Annotated in this window: 23 protein-coding genes; 12 read left to right on the forward strand and 11 right to left on the reverse strand. The window is 54.0% G+C overall.

Annotation, left to right across the window (positions count from 1 at the left end; genetic code table 11):
- Positions 1 to 7: 7 nt before the first annotated feature.
- On the reverse strand, positions 8 to 1,177 hold the full coding sequence (locus AC2FLP_RS05070; RefSeq protein WP_496681919.1) for a mandelate racemase/muconate lactonizing enzyme family protein: 1,170 nt from the start codon (positions 1,175 to 1,177) through the stop codon (positions 8 to 10).
- 79 nt (positions 1,178 to 1,256) lie between these two features.
- On the reverse strand, positions 1,257 to 2,270 hold the full coding sequence (locus AC2FLP_RS05075; RefSeq protein WP_117869159.1) for a TRAP transporter substrate-binding protein: 1,014 nt from the start codon (positions 2,268 to 2,270) through the stop codon (positions 1,257 to 1,259).
- 197 nt (positions 2,271 to 2,467) lie between these two features.
- Between AC2FLP_RS05075 and AC2FLP_RS05080 the strand changes: the two genes are divergently transcribed.
- Positions 2,468 to 3,118 (forward strand): GntR family transcriptional regulator, encoded by a 651-nt coding sequence (locus tag AC2FLP_RS05080; protein WP_299896564.1) that lies wholly within the window; start codon positions 2,468 to 2,470, stop codon positions 3,116 to 3,118.
- On the opposite strand, the gene denD is transcribed toward AC2FLP_RS05080, so the two are convergent.
- Both denD and AC2FLP_RS05090 read right to left on the reverse strand, forming a co-directional pair.
- Positions 3,115 to 4,083: a D-erythronate dehydrogenase gene (gene denD, locus AC2FLP_RS05085; protein WP_496681922.1), complete on the reverse strand. Its 969-nt coding sequence runs from the start codon at positions 4,081 to 4,083 to the stop codon at positions 3,115 to 3,117. The two genes, AC2FLP_RS05080 and denD, sit on opposite strands and share 4 nt — an antisense overlap.
- On the reverse strand, positions 4,080 to 5,048 hold the full coding sequence (locus AC2FLP_RS05090) for an NAD(P)-dependent oxidoreductase (protein WP_496710051.1): 969 nt from the start codon (positions 5,046 to 5,048) through the stop codon (positions 4,080 to 4,082). Before AC2FLP_RS05090 ends, denD begins: the two co-directional genes overlap by 4 nt.
- A gap of 105 nt (positions 5,049 to 5,153) precedes the next feature.
- Here AC2FLP_RS05090 and AC2FLP_RS05095 point away from each other — a divergent pair, with 105 nt between their 5' ends.
- The 5 genes from AC2FLP_RS05095 to AC2FLP_RS05115 are packed head-to-tail and all read left to right on the forward strand — an operon-like array spanning position 5,154 to position 10,088.
- Positions 5,154 to 5,912, forward strand: coding sequence for an SDR family oxidoreductase (locus AC2FLP_RS05095; protein ID WP_496681926.1), 759 nt, complete (start codon positions 5,154 to 5,156; stop codon positions 5,910 to 5,912).
- Positions 5,909 to 7,705: an IlvD/Edd family dehydratase gene (locus tag AC2FLP_RS05100; RefSeq protein ID WP_496681929.1), complete on the forward strand. Its 1,797-nt coding sequence runs from the start codon at positions 5,909 to 5,911 to the stop codon at positions 7,703 to 7,705. The genes AC2FLP_RS05095 and AC2FLP_RS05100 overlap by 4 nt, the downstream gene beginning before the upstream one ends.
- Positions 7,706 to 7,716: 11 nt before the next feature.
- Positions 7,717 to 8,565, forward strand: a complete 849-nt coding sequence (locus tag AC2FLP_RS05105) for a fumarylacetoacetate hydrolase family protein (protein WP_496671983.1) — start codon at positions 7,717 to 7,719, stop codon at positions 8,563 to 8,565.
- Complete coding sequence (locus AC2FLP_RS05110) at positions 8,558 to 9,481, forward strand: 2-hydroxyacid dehydrogenase (RefSeq protein WP_117869152.1); 924 nt, start codon at positions 8,558 to 8,560, stop codon at positions 9,479 to 9,481. Before AC2FLP_RS05105 ends, AC2FLP_RS05110 begins: the two co-directional genes overlap by 8 nt.
- 16 nt (positions 9,482 to 9,497) lie before the next feature.
- Entirely contained in the window at positions 9,498 to 10,088 is a 591-nt protein-coding gene (locus AC2FLP_RS05115) for a LysE family translocator (RefSeq protein WP_299896585.1), read from the forward strand.
- 48 nt (positions 10,089 to 10,136) lie between these two features.
- Here AC2FLP_RS05115 and AC2FLP_RS05120 read toward each other — a convergent pair whose 3' ends face one another.
- A complete protein-coding gene (locus AC2FLP_RS05120; RefSeq protein WP_299896588.1) occupies positions 10,137 to 10,904 on the reverse strand; it encodes an SDR family oxidoreductase in 768 nt (255 codons plus the stop codon).
- 72 nt (positions 10,905 to 10,976) lie between these two features.
- Between AC2FLP_RS05120 and AC2FLP_RS05125 the strand changes: the two genes are divergently transcribed.
- The 3 genes from AC2FLP_RS05125 to AC2FLP_RS05135 all read left to right on the forward strand — a co-directional run bounded on the left by AC2FLP_RS05125 (position 10,977) and on the right by AC2FLP_RS05135 (position 13,221).
- The gene (locus AC2FLP_RS05125; protein ID WP_496681935.1) at positions 10,977 to 12,035 is read left to right on the forward strand and encodes an L-idonate 5-dehydrogenase; all 1,059 of its coding nucleotides are present in this window, start codon (positions 10,977 to 10,979) and stop codon (positions 12,033 to 12,035) included.
- Positions 12,028 to 12,849, forward strand: a complete 822-nt coding sequence (locus tag AC2FLP_RS05130) for a phytanoyl-CoA dioxygenase family protein (RefSeq protein ID WP_254683805.1) — start codon at positions 12,028 to 12,030, stop codon at positions 12,847 to 12,849. The genes AC2FLP_RS05125 and AC2FLP_RS05130 overlap by 8 nt, the downstream gene beginning before the upstream one ends.
- A gap of 105 nt (positions 12,850 to 12,954) precedes the next feature.
- The gene (locus AC2FLP_RS05135; RefSeq protein WP_496681938.1) at positions 12,955 to 13,221 is read left to right on the forward strand and encodes a transposase; all 267 of its coding nucleotides are present in this window, start codon (positions 12,955 to 12,957) and stop codon (positions 13,219 to 13,221) included.
- Positions 13,222 to 13,641: 420 nt separating this feature from the next.
- Here the strand turns inward: AC2FLP_RS05135 and AC2FLP_RS05140 are convergent, their stop codons facing one another.
- The 5 genes from AC2FLP_RS05140 to AC2FLP_RS05160 are packed head-to-tail and all read right to left on the reverse strand — an operon-like array spanning position 13,642 to position 18,443.
- A complete protein-coding gene (locus AC2FLP_RS05140) occupies positions 13,642 to 15,120 on the reverse strand; it encodes an aldehyde dehydrogenase (RefSeq protein WP_299896593.1) in 1,479 nt (492 codons plus the stop codon).
- An 11-nt stretch (positions 15,121 to 15,131) separates the two neighbouring features.
- Positions 15,132 to 16,166, reverse strand: a complete 1,035-nt coding sequence (locus AC2FLP_RS05145; protein ID WP_496681942.1) for an LLM class flavin-dependent oxidoreductase — start codon at positions 16,164 to 16,166, stop codon at positions 15,132 to 15,134.
- A gap of 3 nt (positions 16,167 to 16,169) precedes the next feature.
- Positions 16,170 to 17,087: a flavin reductase family protein gene (locus AC2FLP_RS05150; protein ID WP_496681945.1), complete on the reverse strand. Its 918-nt coding sequence runs from the start codon at positions 17,085 to 17,087 to the stop codon at positions 16,170 to 16,172.
- On the reverse strand, positions 17,084 to 17,872 hold the full coding sequence (locus AC2FLP_RS05155) for an alpha/beta fold hydrolase (RefSeq protein WP_299896602.1): 789 nt from the start codon (positions 17,870 to 17,872) through the stop codon (positions 17,084 to 17,086). The genes AC2FLP_RS05150 and AC2FLP_RS05155 overlap by 4 nt, the downstream gene beginning before the upstream one ends.
- Positions 17,844 to 18,443 carry an amino acid synthesis family protein gene (locus tag AC2FLP_RS05160; RefSeq protein ID WP_299896605.1) on the reverse strand — a complete coding sequence of 200 codons (600 nt, stop codon included), beginning with the start codon at positions 18,441 to 18,443 and terminating at the stop codon, positions 17,844 to 17,846. Before AC2FLP_RS05160 ends, AC2FLP_RS05155 begins: the two co-directional genes overlap by 29 nt.
- A 127-nt stretch (positions 18,444 to 18,570) precedes the next feature.
- Between AC2FLP_RS05160 and AC2FLP_RS05165 the strand changes: the two genes are divergently transcribed.
- Complete coding sequence (locus AC2FLP_RS05165) at positions 18,571 to 19,392, forward strand: LysR family transcriptional regulator (protein ID WP_299896607.1); 822 nt, start codon at positions 18,571 to 18,573, stop codon at positions 19,390 to 19,392.
- A 33-nt stretch (positions 19,393 to 19,425) separates the two neighbouring features.
- On the opposite strand, the gene AC2FLP_RS05170 is transcribed toward AC2FLP_RS05165, so the two are convergent.
- Positions 19,426 to 20,610 carry a M24 family metallopeptidase gene (locus tag AC2FLP_RS05170; protein WP_496681949.1) on the reverse strand — a complete coding sequence of 395 codons (1,185 nt, stop codon included), beginning with the start codon at positions 20,608 to 20,610 and terminating at the stop codon, positions 19,426 to 19,428.
- A gap of 194 nt (positions 20,611 to 20,804) precedes the next feature.
- Here AC2FLP_RS05170 and AC2FLP_RS05175 point away from each other — a divergent pair, with 194 nt between their 5' ends.
- Both AC2FLP_RS05175 and AC2FLP_RS05180 read left to right on the forward strand, forming a co-directional pair.
- Entirely contained in the window at positions 20,805 to 21,950 is a 1,146-nt protein-coding gene (locus tag AC2FLP_RS05175) for a M24 family metallopeptidase (protein WP_117869140.1), read from the forward strand.
- The gene (locus AC2FLP_RS05180) at positions 21,947 to 22,657 is read left to right on the forward strand and encodes a maleate cis-trans isomerase family protein (protein ID WP_496681952.1); all 711 of its coding nucleotides are present in this window, start codon (positions 21,947 to 21,949) and stop codon (positions 22,655 to 22,657) included. Before AC2FLP_RS05175 ends, AC2FLP_RS05180 begins: the two co-directional genes overlap by 4 nt.
- Positions 22,658 to 22,659: the final 2 nt, after the last annotated feature.

Below are 22,659 nucleotides of genomic sequence, written 5' to 3' on the forward strand. Positions count from 1 at the left end.
CTCGTCCCTATCCTTCGATCCTGTAGTGATCGATAAAGTCTCGATCCGGCTCGACACCCAGTCCGGGGCCAGTCGGGATCATGACACGGCCGTTGTTGGCCTTGACCTGATTTTGAATTTCCAGCGGAACGGTCAGCAGATCGTCCCGAAACTTGTTGTCCGTTGTGTCGAACTCCAGCATTGGCTCCCATGGATGCAAACCGCCTGGAATTGCTGGCATGGCGGCCAGTAGGTGCAGATTAGTTGCGACGGCGATGGCGCTGCCCCAGACGTGATTTACGACCGGAGTGAAATGTGCGTGGCATAGGGCCAGTACCCTGAGATACTCTGAAACACCGCCCAAAGCGCATACTTCTGGCTGCGCTATATCGATGCCGCGATTTTCAAGAAGATTGCGCCAGGCCCAGCGATTGAATACCGCCTCTCCGCCCGAGATGTTGACTTTAAGCGAAGAGCGCAGTTCGCGGTACCCGTCAATGTCTTCTGGCGCGACGGGTTCTTCGAACCAATATGCGTCCAGTTCTTCCAACGCACGACCGACAAAAAATGCGTCCGAAGTCGTATAGGCATGGTTTGCATCGACCATAAAAGGAAAGTCGTCACCAACTCCGCGTCGCACCGCCTCGCACAGCTTTACATCAGGCTTCGGACCAAAGCCGGTTTTCATTTTGGTCGCGGTAAACCCCATTGCCTTGATCTTTGCAGCTTCATCTTCGAAACGGTTGGCCAGATCAGAAATCGGTTCATCCCGCAGCATCATGCCGTAGCCGTAGCACGGAACACTTGTCCGATGCGCACCGCCGACAAGCTTGTGGAGGGGGAGGCCAGTGATTTTGCCCGTGATGTCCCAAAGGGCGATATCTACCCCGGACAAGGCCTGCATCGGCATTCCACTTTGCCCATGATCTCGGAGAAGGTTGTACACCTTGTGCCAGATCACGTCTTTGTCCAATGGGTCCAAACCCAGCACCATAGGTTGGATTACTTTTTCGACGATGGACTTGTTTGCTACTGCTATGTTGCCGGGGCCAAAGCACTCTCCCCAGCCTGTCACCCCTTCGTCCGTTTGAACTTCAACGAGATGGGTTGTCCGCTTGTCATAATACTGCTGCGAATAGCCCAAAACTTCCGGCATGTCGTACTGCAGTACGTGACTTATTATTCTTTTGATTTTCATGAAGTTCTGGATCCCGGCGCCGATCCGGAGGGGCCGCTAGTGCGGCCTCTCCGTGCGTCGTAATTCGGTCGAAGCCTGACTACTGCATTGCTCCCAGGTCACGCAGGAAGTTGATGTGGCTTTCCAAAAGTGCCTGTGCCTCAGGGGTCGTCGCGAATTCAGTCCAACCGACCTGAACGGCCGCGCGATACGCTGCCAGGTCTTCAGGCGACCATTCGTACAACTGAACCCCTTTTGCTTGCAGGTCTTTTGCAGTCTGAGCGTTCTGCACTTCATTGATTGTGGCATTGTGCAATGCCAAGCTATCCATTGCGACTTCCATGATCTTCTTGTGGTGCGCAGGCATAGCTTCCCAAACGTCTTTGCGACAGGCTAGGTGATCTGCAGGCATCGAGTGAAAACCGGGATAGTTTGTGTGACCTGCGATCTCGTATAGACCCAGACCCACGTTGTTAGTCAGGTTTGCAGCATCTGCGCCATCAATGATACCGGTTTCCAAAGCCGTAAAGATTTCGTTGAAGTCCATCACGATCGGAGAAGCGCCAAGTTCCGCGAACACTTTGGTCGCCAGGCCTGGAGGCGAGCGGAACTTCCAATCCTTGAAGTCTTCCACTTTTGCAATCGGCTTGGTCGAAGCAAGCGACTCCGGCCCGGGAATCCACCATCCGATGAATTCCATGTCGTAGCCGTTGTACAGATCGTTTACGGCTTCTCTACCGCCGCCATGAAGAAGCCAAGCCATTTGCTGATATGGGTTCTGGTATCCGCCGAGCAGGTCGCCCGCAAACTGGAAGGCCGGATTCTTACCGGTCTGATAGCCGCCACCCGTCATGTCGCAATCCAGAATTCCCGTAGCTGCGGCATCGAAGGTTTCAACTGATTTGACCACCGAAGAGGAATAGAACATTTCAACTTCGATTTCGCCGTTCGACATTTCCTGAATGTCTTCAATGAATTTTGCGGCCATCTGGCCAGACAGAGTTTCGGGCGAAAAATGCGTTTGAATTCTAAGCTTCGTTGTTTCAGCCATCGCAAAGCCGGCTGCCATTGTCGTGGCTACGGCCGCCACGGCCGCTGTCTTGACTATTTTCATATTGTCCTCCCAGACGTTGAGCGTTGCGCGGAGTGGGAGATCTTGCTGCCTCCTTTGTCGTCACGCGAGTAAACGTTAAGCCGACGAATCGAATGCAACAAGAAAAATTTGAAATTACGAAAAATTTCGAGATTCTTGTAAAAATTCGAAAATAGCGTTAGGACGCTACTTGGACAAACTTGAAGGCGCATACCGGGATGAACGAAGAAGTAGATATTTATCAAGATCTTAAGATGCGTCTAATCTCTAATGGATTCGAACATGGATCCAAGGTGCGGGCCGAAGAACTGCGAAAAGAGTATGGTTGTTCTGCGAGTGCAGTTCGTGAAGTCCTTTTTCGTTTGGCCGCTGTTGGTTTGGTGGACTTTCAGGAACAAAAGGGATTCCGCGTGCCAAAGCGTTCCCCGCAGAAGCTTATCGAATTGACACACGTCCGTGTTTTGCTGGAGGCAGAAGGCACAGCAATGTCGATCCGAAATGGCGGAGTGGATTGGGAGGCAAGATTGACGGCTGCACATCACAAACTCAGCCATATCGAAAAACGCATTCACGCCGCAAACGACCCGAGCGACCTTGTCGAGATCTGGTTTGCCTCGGAGAAGGAATTTCACCAAACGCTGATTTCTGCTTGTGGATCGGAAACGTTGAAGCAAATGCATGGCCGAATTTATTCTCAATTCAGACAGCAATTGATGGTGGCAGACCGCAATTTCGAGTTCATCTCTCAAAACATAAGGCATCATGCAGATATACTAGAAGCTGCTCTGTCAGGGGATGAGCAATTAACAAGAGACAAAATTCACGACCACCTTAAGCGCCACTTGACCGGAAAGACGATGGGCCATTAACGCTTGTAGTCATCCTCCAGATACACGCGGACAATATCGTCAAAACTCGATTCCGCCCGGAATCCCAAGTCCAGCGCACGATCCGTTTCAAAGTCACGGGGCCAATTCTTAACTATACTTTCAATTGCCGTGTCAGGAGTACGTTTTATTAAGGCAACTGCGTCTTGGCCGGCTACAGTACGCAGCGCTTCAATCTGTTCTGATACCGTGCAACTCACGCCAGGCATATTCAACGAGCGTCGGTCGTTCAAAAGTTCGGTGTCCAAGTTGGCAGCGTGGGTCAAGAAGGCCGCTGCTGCGCGTGGACTGGCGTGCCAGTGGCGTACAGTATCGGCAACAGGCAATATGGCCACCTCTCCGTTCAAAGGCTCTCGGATAATCCCTGAAAAGAAGGACGAAGCGGCAGCGTTGGCTTTACCGGGGCGTACGCACAAAGTCGGCAACCGCAGAGAAATACCGTCGATAAATCCTTTTCTGCTAAAGTCCGTGATCATTATTTCAGATGCCGCTTTCTGCGCCCCGTAACTGGTTAAAGGCGCAGAGAGAAACTGATCATTTATCTTGTCGGGGAATGGTGCTCCAAAAACTGCTATGGAAGAGGCAAAAACCAATCGCGGCCGGTACTCGCCTTTGGACACCTCGTGTTCATCTTTGAGCGCGTTTAGCAGTGCCCACGTCGCCATGAGGTTGACGTCCCAACCCAATGCAAAGTCGGTCTCAGCTTGTCCAGAAACTATAGCAGCGAGATGGAAAATGACGTCTGGGCGCTGTGCGGCGAAAGACTTGGCTATGCCGGGCGCTGTCAAACTTCCTTCAATCTGATCGCCCACCGCACTGTTTGGCGGAAACGCGAGATCGAACAGTGAGACTTGGGCATTCACACCAAAGATCTTTTCAGCCGCAATGCGATGAGCCAACTTCTGGCCCAACATCCCTCCTCCGCCAATGACAAGAATCCGGTTCACGACATTTTGTTCCGTTTTTTGAGTTCCAGATACAGAGCCGAATGGTCCAGTTCAGCCCCAGCCATTTCGTCAATAAGATACTTGAAGCGGTCGCGTACAGATTGCGTGTTGGGCAGTTCGATGCCTAGGCTTCTCGCTTCTTCCAACGTGTTGTCCAAGTCCTTTAGCTGAAATTTACACAAGCCACCGGGTGCGAAATTGCCCTCAGACATTCGTTCACCGTGTTGTTGCAGGATAACGCTATCAGCAAATCCGCCTTTCAATGCCGAACGCAGGGCCACTGGATCCGCACCCCCTTGCTGTGCCAAAAGTGTCGCTTCGGCGACGGCTGAAATTGTTACTGCAACAATTGTTTGATTGGCCAGTTTGCACAATTGCCCTGAGCCACTAGGGCCGACGTGGACAGGTTGGCCCATTGCTGAAAGAATTGGTTTAACTTGCTCCAGTACGTCTTTGTCTCCTCCTACCATGATCGCAAGGGTTGCCGCCTCGGCGCCTCTTGTGCCACCGGAAACCGGGGCATCCAAATGAGATATCCCCATCCTGGCCAATTGCGCGGATTGTTCTCGGGCGTGTTCAGGCTTGGCGCTAGACATATCAATCCAGATCATTCCAGGCTTCAAGTGCTCGCAGAACGCCGCGTCAGCCAACAGCGCACCAGTTGCGTATCCATCCGAAAGCATGGTCACAATAATGTCTGCATCCGCTATCGCCAGCGCGGCGGTGTCCGTTACCGTCGCACCTTCCGCAACCAAGGGTTTGGCTTTGTCTAGGGTTCGGTTCCATGCGGTCACAGACAAGCCAGATTTGAGGAGATTCCGCGCCATGGGAACGCCCATCAGGCCGGTTCCCAACACAGCGACATCAAACTGTTTGCTCATGATTTCCTGTCCTCCTGGGGATGTATCACGCTTGGTTATGGCCAAACCACAATCTCTGTCATACGCTAACGTTTCTGGCCTCACATGCCACAAGTCGTCGAAGTCTTACCAAGGTTTCTTTGAACTTCAGTTGATCCGTGGACCAAAAGCCAGCGGTGCAATTGTGACTAAGGAAGTTGGAAAATATAAATGATAGAAAGACTTAAGGGAAAGCGTGTGTTGGTTACAGCTGCGGCGCAAGGGATCGGACTTGCCAGCGCGGTTGCAATGGCGAGAGAGGGCGCGATTGTCTATGCGACCGACATAAACATCACAAACCTAAACTCGATTCGGGGCGAGAATCTCGAAAATTTAGAAATTTTCGAGATGGATGTGACGAATGATGAAAGTGTCCAAGAAGGTGCCGAGCGGGCCAAACCAGACGTTCTGTTTAATTGTGCTGGGTTCGTGCATCACGGCACAATTCTCGAAGCAACAGATGACGAATGGGATTTTGCCATGGACCTAAACGTTCGTTCAATGGTGCGCACTGTTAAGGCTGTTTTGCCCGGAATGCTTGAGCGTGGCGGAGGGTCGATAATCAATATGTCGTCCGCGTTGGGATCTGTAATAGGCGCGCCAAATCGCTTCGTCTATGGCGCGACTAAGGCTGCTGTTGTTGGGCTGACGAAGTCGGTGGCCGTGGATTTTATAACGCAAGGAATTCGGTGCAATTGCATATGCCCGGGAACGGTCGACAGTCCCAGTTGGCGGGGCAGGGTCGATGAATTGGGCAAGCAACTGGGCAGCAGAGAAGAAGCGCTTGCACAATTTGTGGCACGTCAACCTATGGGGCGTGTGGCAAAAGCAGAAGAGATTGCTGCATTGGTCGTCTATCTGGCGAGTGATGAGAGTGCATTCACCACAGGACACACACATGTAATTGATGGGGGTTGGTCAGGCCAATGACAATAATATCAAAGGATGATCTGCGGTCTCGCAAGTGGTTTATGAATTCTGAAAACTTGGAAATGACCGCGTTGTATCTCGAAAGATATCTCAACTACGGACTGACCCGTGAGGAGCTGCAGTCGGGCAAGCCAATAATTGGCATTGCTCAGACCGGTAGCGATTTAAGCCCTTGCAATCGGCACCATATCGAGTTGTCCAAACGCGTTCGCGACGGGATCATCGCTGCCGGGGGAACGTGCGTTGAAATTCCCGTGCACCCGATACAAGAGACCGGTAAACGGCCAACTGCCTCTTTGGACCGCAATCTCGCTTATCTGTCCTTGGTGGAGAGTCTATTCGGGTATCCGATTGATGGCGTTGTTCTGAACATTGGTTGCGACAAGACCACGCCCGCACTTCTCATGGCCGCTGCGACTGTCAACATCCCAGCGATCGCCCTGTCGGTCGGCCCCATGCTCAACGGCTGGTGGAAAGGTGAGCGCGCCGGATCCGGAACGGTTATTTGGAAAGCGCGCGAAGACCTTGCAGCTGATGAAATTGATACCGATGAGTTTATGGAAATCGCTGCTGCCGCAGCACCTTCGGTTGGCTATTGCAACACCATGGGAACGGCGACGACCATGAATTCGCTTGCTGAAGCCTTGGGAATGCAATTGCCGGGATCAGCAGCCATACCAGCCCCGTATAGAGAGCGCGGTCAAATCAGCTATGAAACCGGTAAACGCGTTGTGGACATGGTTTGGGAGGATCTACGCCCAAGCGATATCATGACACGAAAAGCTTTTGAAAACGCGATTGTCATTAACTCGGCCATTGGCGGATCGACAAATGCGCCGATACACCTGAATGCAATTGCCCGGCATCTTGGTGTTCCGCTGAACAACGATGACTGGCAGAAACATGGCCACGACGTACCTCTTTTGGTCAATATGCAACCAGCCGGGAAATACCTGGGTGAAGATTACCAACATGCTGGTGGCGTTCCTGCAGTTGTCGGAGAGCTTCTTGAAGCTGGATTGCTTCCTCATCCCGATGCATTAACGGTGAACGGCAACGCGATGGGGCAAAACTGCTCCATGCGCCGGTCGCTTAATTGTGAAGTGATCAAGCCTGTCAGCAGCCCTGTTAAGGAACAAGCAGGGTTCATCAATCTCTCGGGCAATCTGTTCGAGAGTGCGATTATGAAGACATCTGTGATCTCGCAGGCATTTCGAGAGATCTACCTGTCGAACCCGGATGATCCTAATGCATTTGAGGGCAGGGCGGTTGTGTTTGATGGGCCTGAGGATTTTCACCATCGGATCGACGATCCCGCGGAAAACATCGACGCAAACTGTATTCTGATCATGCGCGGAGCCGGACCAAAAGGATACCCGGGTGCCGCAGAGGTCGTGAACATGCGTCCGCCCGCATATTTGTTGAAACAAGGCATCGAAGCTCTTCCCTGCATCGGTGATGGACGGCAATCCGGCACATCAGGAAGCCCTTCTATCCTGAATGCTTCACCCGAAGCTGCGGAAGGCGGCGGGTTGGCCTTGGTGAAAAATGGTGACCGGTTACGCATCGATCTTGGCAAACGCACAGCAGATATGCTGGTTTCTCTTGAAGAACTGCATGAACGCGCCCGCGATCTAGAGGCACGCGGTGGGTATTCGATGCCGCCCAATCAATCACCTTGGCAGGAAATATTCCGCGAAAAAGTAGATCGACTGGATCGTGGCATGACCCTTAAGGGTGCAGAAAATTACCGCGATATCGCGCGAGGTTTCTTGCCACGCGACAATCACTAAAAGGAACAGAAATGAAACTTGTTCGTTACGGAGCCGAGGGCTCCGAAAAACCCGCCTTGGTCGACTCTGAGGGTCTACTACGGGATCTGTCTGCTCACATCAACGATATCACGGGTGAGATGTTGGATGATGCATCACTTGACAATCTGCGCTCATTGGATCCGGGCAAACTACCGATTGTAGAGGGCGATCCTCGCATCGCACCTTGTGTTGGGAAAATCGGAAAATTCCTGTGCATCGGATTAAACTACTCGGACCATGCGGCAGAAACCGGTGCTCAAATCCCGAAGCATCCGATACTTTTTTTCAAGGCAAATTCTGCGGTCATTGGGGCATATGATGACGTAGTCATGCCGCGTGGATCTACGCACACCGACTGGGAATGCGAACTCGGCGTCGTCATCGGCAAAACGGCCAAATATGTTTCCAAGGCTGACGCGGTCGAATACGTTGCTGGCTATTGTATCGTAAACGATGTCTCTGAAAGGCATTTTCAAACTCAATTGACAGGCCAATGGACCAAAGGAAAATCCTGCGACACATTTGGCCCTACCGGCCCTTGGCTAGTGACCCGAGACGAGGTGCCTGATCCTCAAAGTCTTGCTATGTCGCTGGATGTAAACGGTCAGCGCATGCAAACCGGGAACACCGCTACGATGATCTTTTCCGTTGCCGAGATCATTGAGCATCTAAGCCAGCTTTTCACACTGCACCCAGGCGACGTCATTTCAACTGGAACACCGCCCGGTGTTGGAATGGGGATCAAGCCGGAACCAGTTTACCTAAAAAAAGGCGACGTCATGGAGCTTCGCATCGATGGGTTGGGTGTTCAGAGGCAAAAGGTCGGCCAAGATGACTGACTTGTTGCAAATTGGCGGCATCACAGAACGGATGCGAGACCGCCTGACCTCAGTATTCGACATACATCAATTGGATGATTTCAACGCGGAAAGCATAACGCATATCGTTACAAATGGGCACGACGGAGTTCCGCATGACCTAATGACTTCCCTCAGTAATCTGAAAATGATCAGCGTCTATGGGGTTGGTTACGACGCCGTCGACGCAAATGCCGCTGCTGAGCGCGGGATTGTCGTTACGCACACACCTAATGTGTTGAACAAAGAAGTCGCAACCACGGCAGTTCTGCTGTTGCTGTCATGTTATCGAGAGCTCGTACGTGACGATGATTACGTTCGGTCCGGACGATGGGAAGTTGAAGGTAACGCCCCTTTGACCCGATCTGCGGATAATCAAAAAGTAGGCATTCTTGGTCTTGGTCGCATTGGTCAGGCGATCGTTGACAAGTTGGAGCCATGGGCTCCCGAAATTTCTTATCATACCCGGACACAGAAGGATGTTCCGTACCGCTACTTCGATAATTTGGTTGGATTGGCGGAACACGTGAACATCCTGATATGCATCACGCCCGGAGGCTCGTCGACCAATAAGCTGGTAAACGCTGAGGTGTTGCGTGCGTTGGGGGCGGACGGAACACTGATAAACGTTAGTCGCGGGTCAGTCGTCGACGAAACTGCTCTTATCAAAGCATTGCAGAACGGTGAGCTCGGTTGGGCGGGGCTGGATGTTTTCGAGGACGAACCGCGTGTTCCAAAAGAACTGCGCGAGCTGCCCAACGTCGTTCTTCTTCCTCATGCTGGTAGCGCGACTCTTGAGACGCGTGCAGCCATGGGTGACCTCACTGTCGACAACCTGCTGCAACATCTTAAGGACGGATCGGTTATCACGGCTGTTCCGGAATGCAGAGATGTGTAAATGGCCAATCTGACAAGTGTTTGAGTTTGCTGTTGCGGTTTTCTTTCTGCTGATTACCCCGGGGCCTGGTGTTCTGACAACGGCCGGAATTGGATCAGCATTTGGTTTTCGGGCAGGTCTGGCATTTGTCGCAGGTTTGATGCTGGGCGGGTTCATCAACATGATGTTGGTGGTCTCGGGAGTAGCCGCCGCGGCGTTGGCTGTGCCAGTGCTCAGAAACTTGTTGTTGTTTGCGTCGGTCGGATACTTGGTTTTTCTCGCCTGGCGCATTGCTAGCGCTGGCTCAAAAGTTGGATTCTCTCCTGCAGACTCACCACTTGGATTTGCAAATGGGCTGACGCTACAATTCATTAATCCAAAAGCTTACGTGGTCGGCACTGCATTGTTTTCAGGGTTTGCATTTTTGCCCGAAGCGCCTTTTTTGGAGGTCATCATAAAAGTCATAGTTTTCAATACGATTTGGGTGCCAGTGCACATGATCTGGCTGAGTGCTGGTGCAAAACTAGGTAGCCTTGATTTAAGCGAGAGGTCGCACCGAAGGATCAACTTAGCGATGGCAGGTTCTTTGTTGGTTGTTGTGCTGATTGCCTTGAATTCGGTGGTGTGACGGACTTCTTTGTTCAGCCACGCTTTGCAGACGATTGAAAGCTCCAGATCAGAGTGACGCGGTTATTCCACCATCGACATAGAGAGTATGTCCATTGACGAAGCTGGATGCGGGGGACGCAAGGAATACTGCTGCACCGACGAGTTCTTCCACATTGCCCCAGCGGCCGGCCGGAGTACGTTTCTCGAGCCATGCACTGAACTCTGGGTCGGCAACCAAGGCGGCGTTCAAAGGCGTATCGAAATATCCAGGCGCAATGGCATTGCAGTTAAGACCATACTTGGCCCAATCAGTTGCCATCCCTTTTGTAAGGTTGGTCACGGCACCTTTTGTCGCCGTGTAAGGCGCAATACCCGGTCTGGCCAATGCGGATTGAACCGAAGCAATGTTAATGATCTTACCAGACTTTCTTTCAATCATATGTCGTGCCACTGCCTGACCGACGTGAAAGACGGACGCCACATTTGTCTGTAGTAGGCGCTCGAAGGCATCAGCGGGGAAATCCTGTAACTCTGTCCTGTGTTGCATTCCGGCGTTGTTTATCAAGATGTCTATCGGGCCGATTTTTTCTTCAAAGTCGTCCACAGCAGATCGGACACCTTCATGATCGGTCACATCGAACGAAAGTTCACGTACCGAGGCGCCTGCCTGGTTCAACTCGGAGGCTGCTGCAGTTAGTTTTGCGGTGTCGCGCCCGTTCAAAATGACCTTTGCACCGGCGGCGGCCAAGCCGCGAGCCAGCGCAAATCCAATACCTTGGCTAGAGCCCGTCACCAGTGCGCGAGTTCCCTTTAGGTCGAACAATTCAAGCGTCATGCAAAAACTCCTTGGTTGTTGGCACCGACTATCCGTATCTTTTGGCAATCTGTATAGGGGGGGGGCTTATCAATGTCGTCGGCCAATATCGCGGTTGTTGTCCATGCTGCGAAGGATCTTAGGTTGGAAACTCGAAACGTTCGCGACATAGGTTCAGATGAAGCTCTGATTGAAATGAAGGCCGGTGGAATTTGCGGTTCTGACCTGCACTATTTTAACCACGGAGGATTTGGTTCGATCAGGTTGCGTGAGCCTATGGCGCTTGGGCATGAAGTTGCAGGTGAAATTTTGGACATCGGAGCAGGTGCTGTTGGGCTAAACGTTGGTCAACTGGTCGCAATTTCTCCGTCCTGTCCCTGCCAAACTTGCTTCTATTGTCTGAAAGGTCAGCAAAACCACTGTCTTGATATGAAATTCTACGGCAGCGCAATGCCATATCCTCATATCCAAGGTGCCTTTCAGAGCAAACTTGTCGTCAAAGCCAACCAATGTGTTGCAGCAGATGGACTGACCCCGGCGCAGGCTGCTATGGCGGAACCTTTGGCTGTTTGTCTACACGCGGTTAATCAGGCGGGGAGTCTGGTCGGTAAGACGGTACTCGTCACAGGCTGCGGTCCGATCGGGTGTCTTACGATCATGGTCGCACGACGGTCAGGGGCTGCCAGAATTATAGCAACCGATATTTCTGATCAGACGTTGAACACGGCTCGCGATTGCGGTGCAGACGAGGTGATCAACACCAAGGACGAACCGCAAAAATTGGAGCTTTTTGAGAGAGACAAGGGCCAAATTGACATACATTTGGAGTGTTCAGGTGCCCAACTCGCTCTGGCGTCTGGCGTTGCCTGTTTGCGCCCGGGCGGAACCTTAGTTCAGCTTGGTCTGGGGGGCGACATGACGGTGCCGATGCAGGTGTTGACTGCAAAAGAGATTGCACTTCGCGGATCTTTCCGTTTCCATTCCGAGTTTTCAGTCGCGGTCGAGATGATGCGAAGCAGACTAATTAACGTCGATCAGTTGGTGACGCATTCCTTTGATGTACGGGAGGCGATAGCCGCGTTCGAGATCGCATCTGACCGAAGCCGATCAATGAAGGTGCAGTTGATTTTCACGGATAATGAAAATGGATAGACAATCGCCTGACGTCGCGGAGGCCTATGAAAGAGATGGTTTCGTAGCACCGCTGGACATCCTAACAGACAACGAGACCCGGGCATTGCGCGATGATTTTGAGGAAGCGGAGCGCATTCTCAAAGACGACCCAGATAAACTGAAGCTGCTATATTCTTATCCGGACAGACTAATACCTTCATTCGACGCACTTCTTCGCCATCCTAAACTGATTGAAGTTGCTTCAACGGTATTGGGACCGGACCTTATGGTTTGGAGCGGAGCACTATTTGTCAAAGAAGTTCGATCTACAAAGATCGTTTCCTGGCATCAGGACCTGACCTATTGGGGATTGGATGACGCAGAGGAAGTTACCTGCTGGGTTGCGATCTCGGAAGCTTCCGAGCAAAGCGGGTGTATGAAGTTCGTTCCCGGCAGCCATAAAAGCCGTATCGTGCCACACGTGGACACCTTCAGCGAAAACAATCTGTTATCACGTGGGCAGGAAATCGCGGTTGATGTGAATGAACAAGATGCAGTCGCTGTGGAATTACGTGCGGGGCAGGCATCCATGCATCACGGGCATCTGTTTCACGCATCAGGACCAAATAACACAGACGATAGACGCATTGGTGCGGCGTTGCGTTTCATAAAGCCCTCAATGAAGCAGAAAAACGGCGTGAAAACTCTGGTTGCGCTAGTCGCAGGGCGTGATGATTTTGGACATTTTTTAGTTGCGCCCTCTCCCCGGGGTTTTTTGAATGAGAGCGATTTCGTTTTGTGTCAAAGGGATGCAGACCGCAGGAAACAAATACTCTTCGCCGGGGCGCAATGACTCCCGTCGCAAGATCTGAATCATGTTTTTATCGAACCCCAAGCCAACCTGAATTGCGAAGGCCAGCAACTGAATTCCTTATTTGGATTGAGAACCCCAGTATTGATGAGGCTCGCACCAATCGCCCATGACAGTGGGGCTTTGCGCGGGAAACGAGCCATTGGCGGCGGACGACGCTTGCTACGGTACGTGATGTTCCAGGCCGCGCTGGTTGCGGCTCATCACAACTCGGTTCTGAAAGCCTTCGCTGATCACCAACGCGCGGCCGGAAAATCGTACAAAATCATTATCACCGCTGAGGCCCGAAAACTCGTCACAAAAGCAAATGCTCTGTGCAAATCCCGTCAATACTGGGGTTCTCAATCCAAATAAGGAATACAGTTGCTAGCTGAGACTGGTTCGAATTTGTCTGACAGCACCGCTATTTCAGAGCAAAACAGGGAGCTGCAGAGCGCTCGACTTGTCGAGTAAATACAGCCGTTTCAATCTGAGCTCGCCGTCCCCTCGTGCGTACCTGGTCATCGCCGACTTCGATAGCGTCCATGAAGGGCCGGAGATAACCCCGTTTGTTTCTTTAGGCTGTCGCTCCGACTTTGCCGGGAATGCGAATGCCGTATTCGGAACCCATTATAAGATATTCGGTTCGAATGGACTAGAGATCGCCATCCGGGTGCTTCGAAACAGCCCGGAAACCACAAGGCGTTGCATCATAATGAGCTGGGCTCAGAGAATTTGGTGCGATGGACAAGCGCAACACCTGCGCCTTCAAAAAGACAAGGAAATAAATTTTTGTCAGCGCATGACGAATGGGTTCGACATTGGCTGTTCTGACGTATTCAGCCAGACAGTTTTGGTCCTCGTGTAATCGTGAATGGCCTCGATTCCTGCCTCTCTGCCGTAACCGGATTGATTATAGCCGCCGAAAGGTGCAATCGGTGATACGGCGCGGTATGTATTGATCCAGCAAATTCCCGATTTCAGACGGGATGAAACCCGGTGGGCACGGGCGACGTTTTCAGTGAAAACACCAGACCCAAGCCCAAACTGAGAGTCGTTGGCCAAAGCGATGGCTTCCTCTTCCGTTTCGAATGGCAGCAACGACATTACGGGGCCGAACATTTCGACCTTCAGCGTCTCAGTCTCTGCGCTCGTGCATTCCACCAGTGTTGGGTCCATGTAGTTGCCTGGCCGGTCCAGTGGTTTTCCTCCGAAACGGATGCGTGCACCTTGTTCTGTGGCTTTCGCCAAAGTCGCCTGAATTCTTTCCAACTGAGCTTCGGTGCAGAGCGGGCCAATATTGGTGGCCGTTTCCAATGGATCACCGATAACGACGCCCTTCATCTTCTCTTCGATCTTGTCAACAAGCGCATCCAGCACCGGGCGGTGAATCAGCCCGCGCGAACCGGCCACGCAGCTTTGACCCGAGGCGCCGAAATTTCCCGCGATCAAGCCATTGGCGGCGCCATCCAGATTGGCATCATCAAAAACGATGATCGGGGATTTCCCGCCCAGCTCCAAGGTGGTCACCGCAAAGTTTTCAGCCGAGTTGCGCACTACATGGCGCGCTGTTTCAGGGCCGCCGGTGAATGCGATCCGGTCCACGTCCGGGTGCCGGGTAAGCGGGATGGCGCAGTTTTCGGCATTCCCGGTAATGACGGAGACCACACCGGGCGGAAAACCAGCTTCATCGATCAGCCGCGCGAACTCCAGCATCGGAGCGGGCGCAATTTCGGAGGCCTTCAGCACGACCGAACATCCTGCCGCTATCGCGGGTCCAAGTTTGGTTGCGGTCAGGAACATCTGTGCGTTCCAGGGTACGATAGCGACCACCACACCAATCGGTTCGCGTTTGGTGAAGACATGCATGTTCGGTTTGTCGATCGGAAGAACCGCCCCTTCGATCTTGTCCGCGAGCCCCGCATAATATCGATAATAGTCACCGACATAGGCTGTCTGGCTCGCCGTTTCGGCAAGCAGCTTACCGCTGTCAGTGGTCTCAAGCTGGCCCAGGTGTCTGGCGTTTTCCTCGATCAGATCCGCAAGCCTGAACAACAGTTTGCCGCGCGCGGTTTGTGTCATGTCGCGCCACGTTGGATCATCAAGTGACCGACGCGCCGCAGAAACGGCGCGGTTCACGTCTTCCGGCGCGGCGCAGGCGAAACTGGACCAGTCCTTGCCCGTCGCAGGGTTTTGCGAGCTCATCACTTGCCCGTGTGCCCCTTCGGTCCACGAACCGTCGATATAAAGCTGGAAGTGTGGCTTCTGGTGCATCGTCTTGATCCTCACTGAAACTTGGACATCACATCGTCGATGAAGCGGGCGAGCGATGCGCGCTTGCGTTCGAAACTCATACCGCTGTCTATCCAGAACGAATACTCATCGTAGCCGAGGTCTTCATAGCGTTTCAGACGTTCCGTGACTTCATCTGCGGTTCCGATAGTCAGATCGCGCGCCAGGTTTTCCGGAGCCATCATCGTGTTGGCCGCCATCTCTTCGTCCGTCAGCTTCTGGATCAAGCCCTGCTGGACTGGCCGCTTGTTTTGAAACCAGGCCCCGAAGTAGTTGTAGAAGCAAGACAATTCCTGAGCGGCCCGATCCAGATCAGCATCGTCACTGCCAACATAGGTGTGGTGCAGAAGCATGATCTTGGGGCGCGGCCCGTCATAGTTTGCGCAGGCATCCTCAAAGCGGCCCATCAGCGTTTCAATCTCATGCATGCCCTGCCAGAGCGGTGTGACCTGAATATTAAAGCCGTTCTGCACACCGAATTCATGACTGTTCGGATCCCGCGCCGCGATCCAGATGGGCGGCCCGCCGGGTTGCACCGGTTTGGGGGCCGAGGTGGTAGCCGGGAATTTGAAGTACTCTCCTTCATGGGCACAGTCACCATCCCACAGCCGGGGCAAAAGCGGCGCGATTTCCCGCATGCGCTGGCCAGCGTCCCATGCATCCATCCCAGGCACCATCCGTTCATATTCATACGAATAGGCGCCGCGGGCGATGCCCAACTCGATACGGCCGCCAGTCATCAGGTCCGCCGCAGCCGTTTCGCCGGCCAGTTTGATCGGATGCCAGAACGGCGCAACCACTGTACCCGTGCCAAGCCGCACGTTCTTGGTGTGATGTGCGATATCTACAAGGGACATCAAAGGGTTCGGTGCGATCGTAAAGTCCATTCCGTGGTGCTCACCGGTCCAGACAGCACGCATTCCTGCCTCATCGGCCATTTTACACAGCGCGATGAACTCTTCATACAGCTTCTCATGGGGTTGATCGGGGCTCAGCCGCTCCATGTGTGCAAAAAGGGAAAACTCCATCCATCAGGTCCTTTCAGAAAAGCTGTGAACGTCACCCTGCTGCGCGCTGCCCAGATAAAGTGAGAAGTCGCGGGTTCGGCTTTCCAGCGCAAAACGAGAAATCATGGTGGTGATTGGCGTCGTCGTGTAGGAAAGGGCCGCCAAATCTTCAATCGCGACGGCCTCAAGCTTGCCGTGTTTGGGAATGTCCGGCGCATTGCCCAATATGTAGACATGATGCGCTGTGGCATCGTCATAGACCGAGTAGACGACGCCGAGATTTGCGTCGATGCCACGATCATTCAGATCCTGCCGGAGGCTGTCCCGCAACTGTCGCCGGTCGGACAATGTGACCTGCGGCGGCCTGAAACCGGCATCCGTTTTCTCAAGCAGCACGCGGCCTTCGTGTTCGATGATTGCGCCGCAGACGATCCGGCGCCCCGTCGGTTCAAGCGCGCCGCGTTCCAGACCAAGGCTAAAGTACCGCCCCTTCGCGTAGCCCAGCGCCGGGCGGTCGTCGTGGGAATAGGCTTCGACCTGACCGATCAAAACGCAATGGTCACCTGCCTCGATCACCCGATGGGTCTGGCAGGAAAATGTCGCGACTGCGCCGTTGATCAACGGGATCTCTCGCGCGTCAAGGCTATGGTCGGTTTTGGCGAACCGATCACCTTTGAAGCCGGCGAAGGTGTTGGACACATCTTCTTGCCCCTCGGCCAGAACACTCACCGTGAAATGGGTGCAGGCCGAGAATTCGCTGTATGAAGACAAGTTCTTGCCTGGGCAAACGATCAACAGTGGCGGGTCGAGAGAAACCGAAGTGAAGGAATTTGCCGTGAAGCCTACGGCCATGCCAGAGGCGTTGCGCGTGATAACTACCGTCACGCCGGTCATGAATCTGCCAAATGCCCGCCGAAGGTCGCAGGGGTCGAGTTTGGTCATGATAGCACCTCGCTTTGAAAGCTGGAAACGGCGGCGTTGACCTGAATTGAATGTGTCATCGGCATCATATGGGCTGCCCCATCGATGATCAGCGCGCGTCCGTTCGGGGTGACTTCAGCCATTTTACGCGACATGTCGGGAGTGGAGTTCGGCTCCAGACTTCCGGTCAGGAAAAGTGCGGGGCAGCCAAGTTTCTCCAACTCGTCGCGCAAAGGATTTTGGCTTTGAGCAAAAACCGTATAGGTCAGTTTGTAAGCAGCCGGATCCATGGCCATCAGCCATTCGCGGCAGGCATCACGTTCAGGCGAACCGATGTCACCGAACCACCGGCGCAGCGTGCTGTTTGGATCAACCGGTGTTTCACCATCCAGTCCCGCAGCACGTTCCTGAACCGCCTGCGCTGCCTTTGCGCCGCGTTCAAAAACGGCATTCATTGCCACGACGCCGCAAATCCGATCTGGCGCCTTGGCGGCAAGGTCCAGCGCGATCATAGCACCCATCGAGTGGCCGACAACTAGGACCGGACCGTTCAGACTGCCCAGCACATTCCGTGCTGCTTCACTGTATTCCGACAGCTCCGTGTCGAAAAAACTCAACGGGCTTTCTCCGTGACCGGGCATGTCCGGCGCTGTCAGGCGAGCTTCAGAGGCCAACTCGTCCAGCTGCGCGCCCCAGGCTTCGGCCCGCAGGCCAACCCCGTGGAGCAACAGAATTTCCGGACCTGTGCCAGTTTGGATTGCGGCCAGCCCGCCGATTTCAGACCGCGGCCGGGTTGTCCACGTCATGGCCCAAATCCTTGAGATCCTGATAACGGTCGCCGATGCGGTGATGCGGTCTGCCCGAGGTTGCGGCCCCCAGTACGACGACAATTTCGTCGTCGCGTGGTGCGTCTGGGATCGAGAATTGAATCGTCAGGTAGTGAGAACGCCGCCCGGCATCGTTTTTGTCCATCAATGGTACCATGATCGGCGCATTCGCAGGGCCACGCGTGTTTGTAAAAGCCAGATAGGACTTCGCGCTGACCGCCTGCCGGTAGTGGTTGCCGAACCGAAGGGTATGAATAATGCCCGAGGCGTGCTCGACCTCGCCATTCAGTCCGACGACGGCTGCCTTGCCATAGGCTTCGATTGCGTCACCACTGCCGGCCAACGTAATCATACGGTCCGTCATCATCTTTCCGAGTATGGGGCCATATGCGTGTATTTCGGGTTTAAGGTCTTCGACATATCGACCAGCCCAGGGATTTGTAATCACTGCGGCCACGGCAAACATGCGCCACGGGATTTCCGCAGGGCGAAATCCCTCGACAAGAACTTCCTCATCGTAGGTTACAATCTTGCGTATTTCTGGCTTCATCACACCTCTCCTGTCGCGCTGGAGAAAGGTAGAAACGAGTGTGGTTTTTGACAAATGATTGAATTATGTGCTTTCGCATTAAAAAGATTAATGGCTAACTTGATCAATGGGAAAATCACTTCCACCCTTGACCTGGTTTCGATCCTTCGAGGCAGCAGCCCGGACCCTGAGTTTTACCGCGGCTGCCGAGGAAATAGGTCTGACTCAATCGGCCGTCAGTCAGCAGGTAAAGTCCCTTGAGATGCGTCTGGGGACAGCACTTTTTGTAAGACATCCTCGCAGTCTGGCCCTGACGGATGCCGGGCGAAAACTGTTGCCCGAGGTCGGCAGTGCGCTTGAGGCACTTGCCGCTGCTGCTGGAAGGGCCGACGCAAGCGCACCAGGAGATGTCTTGACGGTCGCCACCTCTGTTAGTGTCGCGCAATGGGTCATCGCCCCAAATCTCGCGGACTTCACCACACGCAATCCAGAGATCAGTGTGCGGCTGCTCAGTGCAATCTGGCCTGACGATTTTCACGCGTCGCAAGCTGACGTTCAGGTCAGGTTTGGGTCAGAAAAACAAGTGGGCAGGGGGGCCGAGCGCCTGAGGCCTGACAGGCTTGTCGCTCTAAAGGCGCCGACGCTTGCAGGGGATCCGTTCGACCTTCCCCTGATAGAAGCAGTCGGCACGTCCAGTGGATGGAAGACGTGGTTCGACAAGCAGGACGTGCGACGGCAGCCTGCTGTTTTCGTCGACACGTTCGGCATGGCGCTTCATTTGGCGGTTCATGGCAGCGGGGTTGCCCTGATCAGCGAATTTTTGGCGAAACATGCGATGGCAACCGGTCTTGTCGAAAGCGCACATGACAGCACTGTCGAATGCAACGAAGGGTATTATCTTTCCGCCGACGCCAGCAATCCGGCGGCCGCATTGTTTCGTGACTGGTTGCTTGAACAGATACGGGTTTGATCCGGCGCGGGCCTTCAATCGTTCGTGCGCCTATCAGGGCTTGACGAATATTTTGCGTGGTCGTTTGCACAGACACTCTGCCGGTCCTTTTTCATCGATCAGGATGGTCTCGGTGATCGCAAGCCCCCAATCATCCATCCATAGCCCGGGCATAAAGTGAAATGTCATCCCGGCTTCGAGGATCGTATTGTCTTCGTCCCGCAACGAGATCGTGCGCTCGCCCCAGTCCGGAGGATAGCTGAGGCCTACAGGATAGCCACAGCGAGCACCGCGTTCTATCCCCGCACGTTCCAGCGGTGCGGCCAGCGCTTTGGCGATATCTTTTGCGCGATTGCCGGGCCGCGCAGCCTCCAGACCCGCCTCCAACCCTTCAACCAAAGCCGCCTCGGCCCTTCTAAGATGATCAGGCGGCCGTCCCAGAAACACCGACCGACAGAACGGAGCATGATATCGGCGATAGCAGCCGGACAACTCAAAAAAGGTGCATTCGCCCGATTTGAACACATCACCATTCCAGGTCAGATGTGGCGCGGCGGCGTCTGACCCTGACGGCAACAGTGGTACAATGGCCGCGTAATCCCCCCAGTCATCTTTGACGCCCGTTATCGCGTCATGGTAAATCTGCGCGACCAGTTCGTTCTTGCGCAGGCCGGGTTCAACGCGTTCAAGCACGCCGTCAGTCACAAACTCTGAAATTCGGGCCGCCTTGCGCATCAGGGCGATTTCTTCGCCGGATTTTACAACCCGTTGCCAGTTGACCAAAGCCGTTGCATCTATCAGCGTCGCCCCGGGCAGTTCAGTTGTCAGTGTAATATGGGCTTTGGCCGAGTAATAATAATTATCCAGCTCCACCCCAATTCGGCTCTGGCCGTGTCCGCAGTCAGCAATAAGCTTGGCCAGATCCTGCATTGGATGCCGTGTGGTCGACTGCACGAAGTGATCGGCGTATCCGAAAACCCGATCGTCCCCCATCCACACCGTACGCAGCGCACCGTTTGTATCCTGCCGACGCCCCCACCAGATTGGGTCCGCGTCAAGAAAAACCAGGGCACCCTGGTGAACGTAAAAAGACCATCCCTCATACCCGGTGAGCCACCCGATGTTCGATGGGTCTTCGACAAAAAGGCAGTCAATTCCCTTTGCGGCCATCGCCTTTCGGGTCTTGGCAAGACGGCGATCATATTCCGCCTGGCTGAAGGCTGGATCAGAGTGGGTCATTGGCGCCTCCGGTCAACAAAAGACTGTGGTTGACAGAACCCTACCGATCCGCTCACGTCAACGAATGAAAATTCCGGGGGGTGCATGAAAACCGATATCAATCCACACCGAACGGGCCGAAAGACTGGGCCATTCAGGCTGCGTCGATTCATCGGTTCAGCCTGCATGCGGCGCACCACCTCTGAGGCCGCCGGATGAGAGGGTTCGATCCAGAAGAATTTGCCGCGCGTACTGAACGCGCACAGGTGATGATGAGTGCCGCGGGCCTGTCGGCGCTGCTGCTGACCACGGAAACCGATGTGCGCTACTTTACCGGGTACCTGACCAGATTCTGGGAAAGCCCGACCCGCCCTTGGTTCCTGATCCTGCCTGCGGCTGGCAAACCGGTCGCAGTTATCCCCTCGATCGGCGCCTCATTGATGGGGCAAACCTGGATCGACGACATCCGAACGTGGAGCTCACCCGACCTTCAGGATGACGGCGTTTCGCTTTTGACGGATGCCCTGACGGAACTGACGCCCCCCAAAGGTCGTATCGGAATGCCGGATGGGCACGAGACGCACGCGCGTATGCCCTTGTCGGACATTGAACGCCTGCGAAACAGTCTCGGTTCGCGTTGCATCACCGGAGATCAGGGTATTTTGCGCCAGCTTCGCATGGTCAAATCCGATGCAGAAATCACCAAGATCGAAACTGCATGCGCCATAGCTGGTCGCGCGTTCGCGCGCGTTCCCGAGATTGCACGGGCCGGCGTGCCTTTGGATGAAGTATTTCGCGGTTTCCAGATACTCTGTCTGGAAGAGGGCGCCGACTGGGTGCCATATCTCGCAGGTGGGGCAGAGCAGGGCGGTTATTCTGATGTGATTTCGCCTGCGTCTTCGTCCCCCTTGAAGGATGGCGATGTACTGATGCTTGACACCGGCTTGGTCTGGGATGGCTATTTCAGCGATTTCGACCGCAACTGGTCTGTCGGCCCAGCAAATTCCGACGTGAAATCTGCTTACACCAGGCTGATAGAAGCGTCAGATGCTGCATTCGAAATCGCGCGGCCCGGCGCAACCGCCGCAGAGTTGTTTCATGCAATGAACACGGTGCTGACCAAGGATTCTGAAGGCACAGATGCCGGTCGGCTGGGGCATGGGTTGGGCATGTCATTGACTGAATGGCCGTCCCTCATCCCGACGGACCAGACCGTTCTTGAACCCGGTATGGTGCTGACCCTGGAGCCGGGTATTGCAGTTGGTGACAAGATCTTGGTTCACGAAGAAAACATTGTCCTAACAGACGATGCCCCGCGCTTTATCAGCCCGCGCATCGGGCCGGAGATTCTTGAGCTATGACTTACGTGCCTTACACGCTTGACGAAGACGACCCGCAAGCCGCGCCACTTGGATTGATCGTACTTCAGGTCGACGAGACGATTGAGCCGGAATTCAGCACGTATTTCACGGACCGGAAAAGTCCGTTGTATGTAACACGGATTCCCAGTGGCATTGAAGTGACAACGGAAAGCCTTGCCGAGATGGAAAAGGCGTTGCCGGCAGCGGCCGAATTATTGCCCAGCGTGCGACCTTTTCGGGTGGTAGGTTATGGCTGCACGTCGGCCAGTTCCGTCATTGGATCAGGGCGTGTGGAGGAACTCATCAAGCAGTCGTGCAAAACAGAGGAAGTTACAAACCCTTTGCGTGCGGCCACGGCCTGCGCTGCGGACCTTGGTGTTTCTAAGTTTGCGCTGCTGTCGCCTTACGTGGAAGAGGTCAACGCACCGCTGCGTAACGCGTTCTCGGAAAACGGCTTAACCATGGATGTTTTCGGGACATTCGGACAGGCCGAAGAGGCAAAGGTCGCTCGGATTTCGGTGCAGTCCGTGATTGAAGCCGCAACAAAACTGGGATCTGATCCGTCGGTTGAGGCCGTTTTCCTCAGCTGTACCAACCTGCGCACCCTTGAAGCAATCCCTGAGATTCGTGAACGGATCGGAAAGCCTGTTCTTTCGAGTAATCAAAGCCTTGCATGGCACATGCGAGACTTGAGCGGCTTTCAATGAGT

Source organism: Ruegeria sp. CDSA141, assembly GCF_059612005.1.

Excerpts from the sequence above, each read along its gene's own strand:
- AC2FLP_RS05075 (WP_117869159.1), bottom strand. The coding sequence starts at position 2,270 with ATGAAAATAGTCAAGACAGCGGCCGTGGCGGCCGTAGCCACGACAATG.
- AC2FLP_RS05155 (WP_299896602.1), bottom strand. The coding sequence starts at position 17,872 with ATGACGTGGACAACCCGGCCGCGGTCTGAAATCGGCGGGCTGGCCGCA.
- AC2FLP_RS05160 (WP_299896605.1), bottom strand. The coding sequence starts at position 18,443 with ATGAAGCCAGAAATACGCAAGATTGTAACCTACGATGAGGAAGTTCTT.
- AC2FLP_RS05105 (WP_496671983.1), top strand. The coding sequence starts at position 7,717 with ATGAAACTTGTTCGTTACGGAGCCGAGGGCTCCGAAAAACCCGCCTTG.
- AC2FLP_RS05175 (WP_117869140.1), top strand. The coding sequence starts at position 20,805 with ATGAGAGGGTTCGATCCAGAAGAATTTGCCGCGCGTACTGAACGCGCA.
- AC2FLP_RS05070 (WP_496681919.1), bottom strand. The coding sequence starts at position 1,177 with ATGAAAATCAAAAGAATAATAAGTCACGTACTGCAGTACGACATGCCG.
- AC2FLP_RS05120 (WP_299896588.1), bottom strand. The coding sequence starts at position 10,904 with ATGACGCTTGAATTGTTCGACCTAAAGGGAACTCGCGCACTGGTGACG.
- AC2FLP_RS05140 (WP_299896593.1), bottom strand. The coding sequence starts at position 15,120 with ATGCACCAGAAGCCACACTTCCAGCTTTATATCGACGGTTCGTGGACC.
- AC2FLP_RS05125 (WP_496681935.1), top strand. The coding sequence starts at position 10,977 with ATGTCGTCGGCCAATATCGCGGTTGTTGTCCATGCTGCGAAGGATCTT.
- AC2FLP_RS05135 (WP_496681938.1), top strand. The coding sequence starts at position 12,955 with ATGAGGCTCGCACCAATCGCCCATGACAGTGGGGCTTTGCGCGGGAAA.
- AC2FLP_RS05170 (WP_496681949.1), bottom strand. The coding sequence starts at position 20,610 with ATGACCCACTCTGATCCAGCCTTCAGCCAGGCGGAATATGATCGCCGT.
- AC2FLP_RS05150 (WP_496681945.1), bottom strand. The coding sequence starts at position 17,087 with ATGACCAAACTCGACCCCTGCGACCTTCGGCGGGCATTTGGCAGATTC.
- AC2FLP_RS05180 (WP_496681952.1), top strand. The coding sequence starts at position 21,947 with ATGACTTACGTGCCTTACACGCTTGACGAAGACGACCCGCAAGCCGCG.
- AC2FLP_RS05145 (WP_496681942.1), bottom strand. The coding sequence starts at position 16,166 with ATGGAGTTTTCCCTTTTTGCACACATGGAGCGGCTGAGCCCCGATCAA.
- AC2FLP_RS05110 (WP_117869152.1), top strand. The coding sequence starts at position 8,558 with ATGACTGACTTGTTGCAAATTGGCGGCATCACAGAACGGATGCGAGAC.
- AC2FLP_RS05100 (WP_496681929.1), top strand. The coding sequence starts at position 5,909 with ATGACAATAATATCAAAGGATGATCTGCGGTCTCGCAAGTGGTTTATG.
- AC2FLP_RS05095 (WP_496681926.1), top strand. The coding sequence starts at position 5,154 with ATGATAGAAAGACTTAAGGGAAAGCGTGTGTTGGTTACAGCTGCGGCG.
- AC2FLP_RS05080 (WP_299896564.1), top strand. The coding sequence starts at position 2,468 with ATGAACGAAGAAGTAGATATTTATCAAGATCTTAAGATGCGTCTAATC.
- AC2FLP_RS05130 (WP_254683805.1), top strand. The coding sequence starts at position 12,028 with ATGGATAGACAATCGCCTGACGTCGCGGAGGCCTATGAAAGAGATGGT.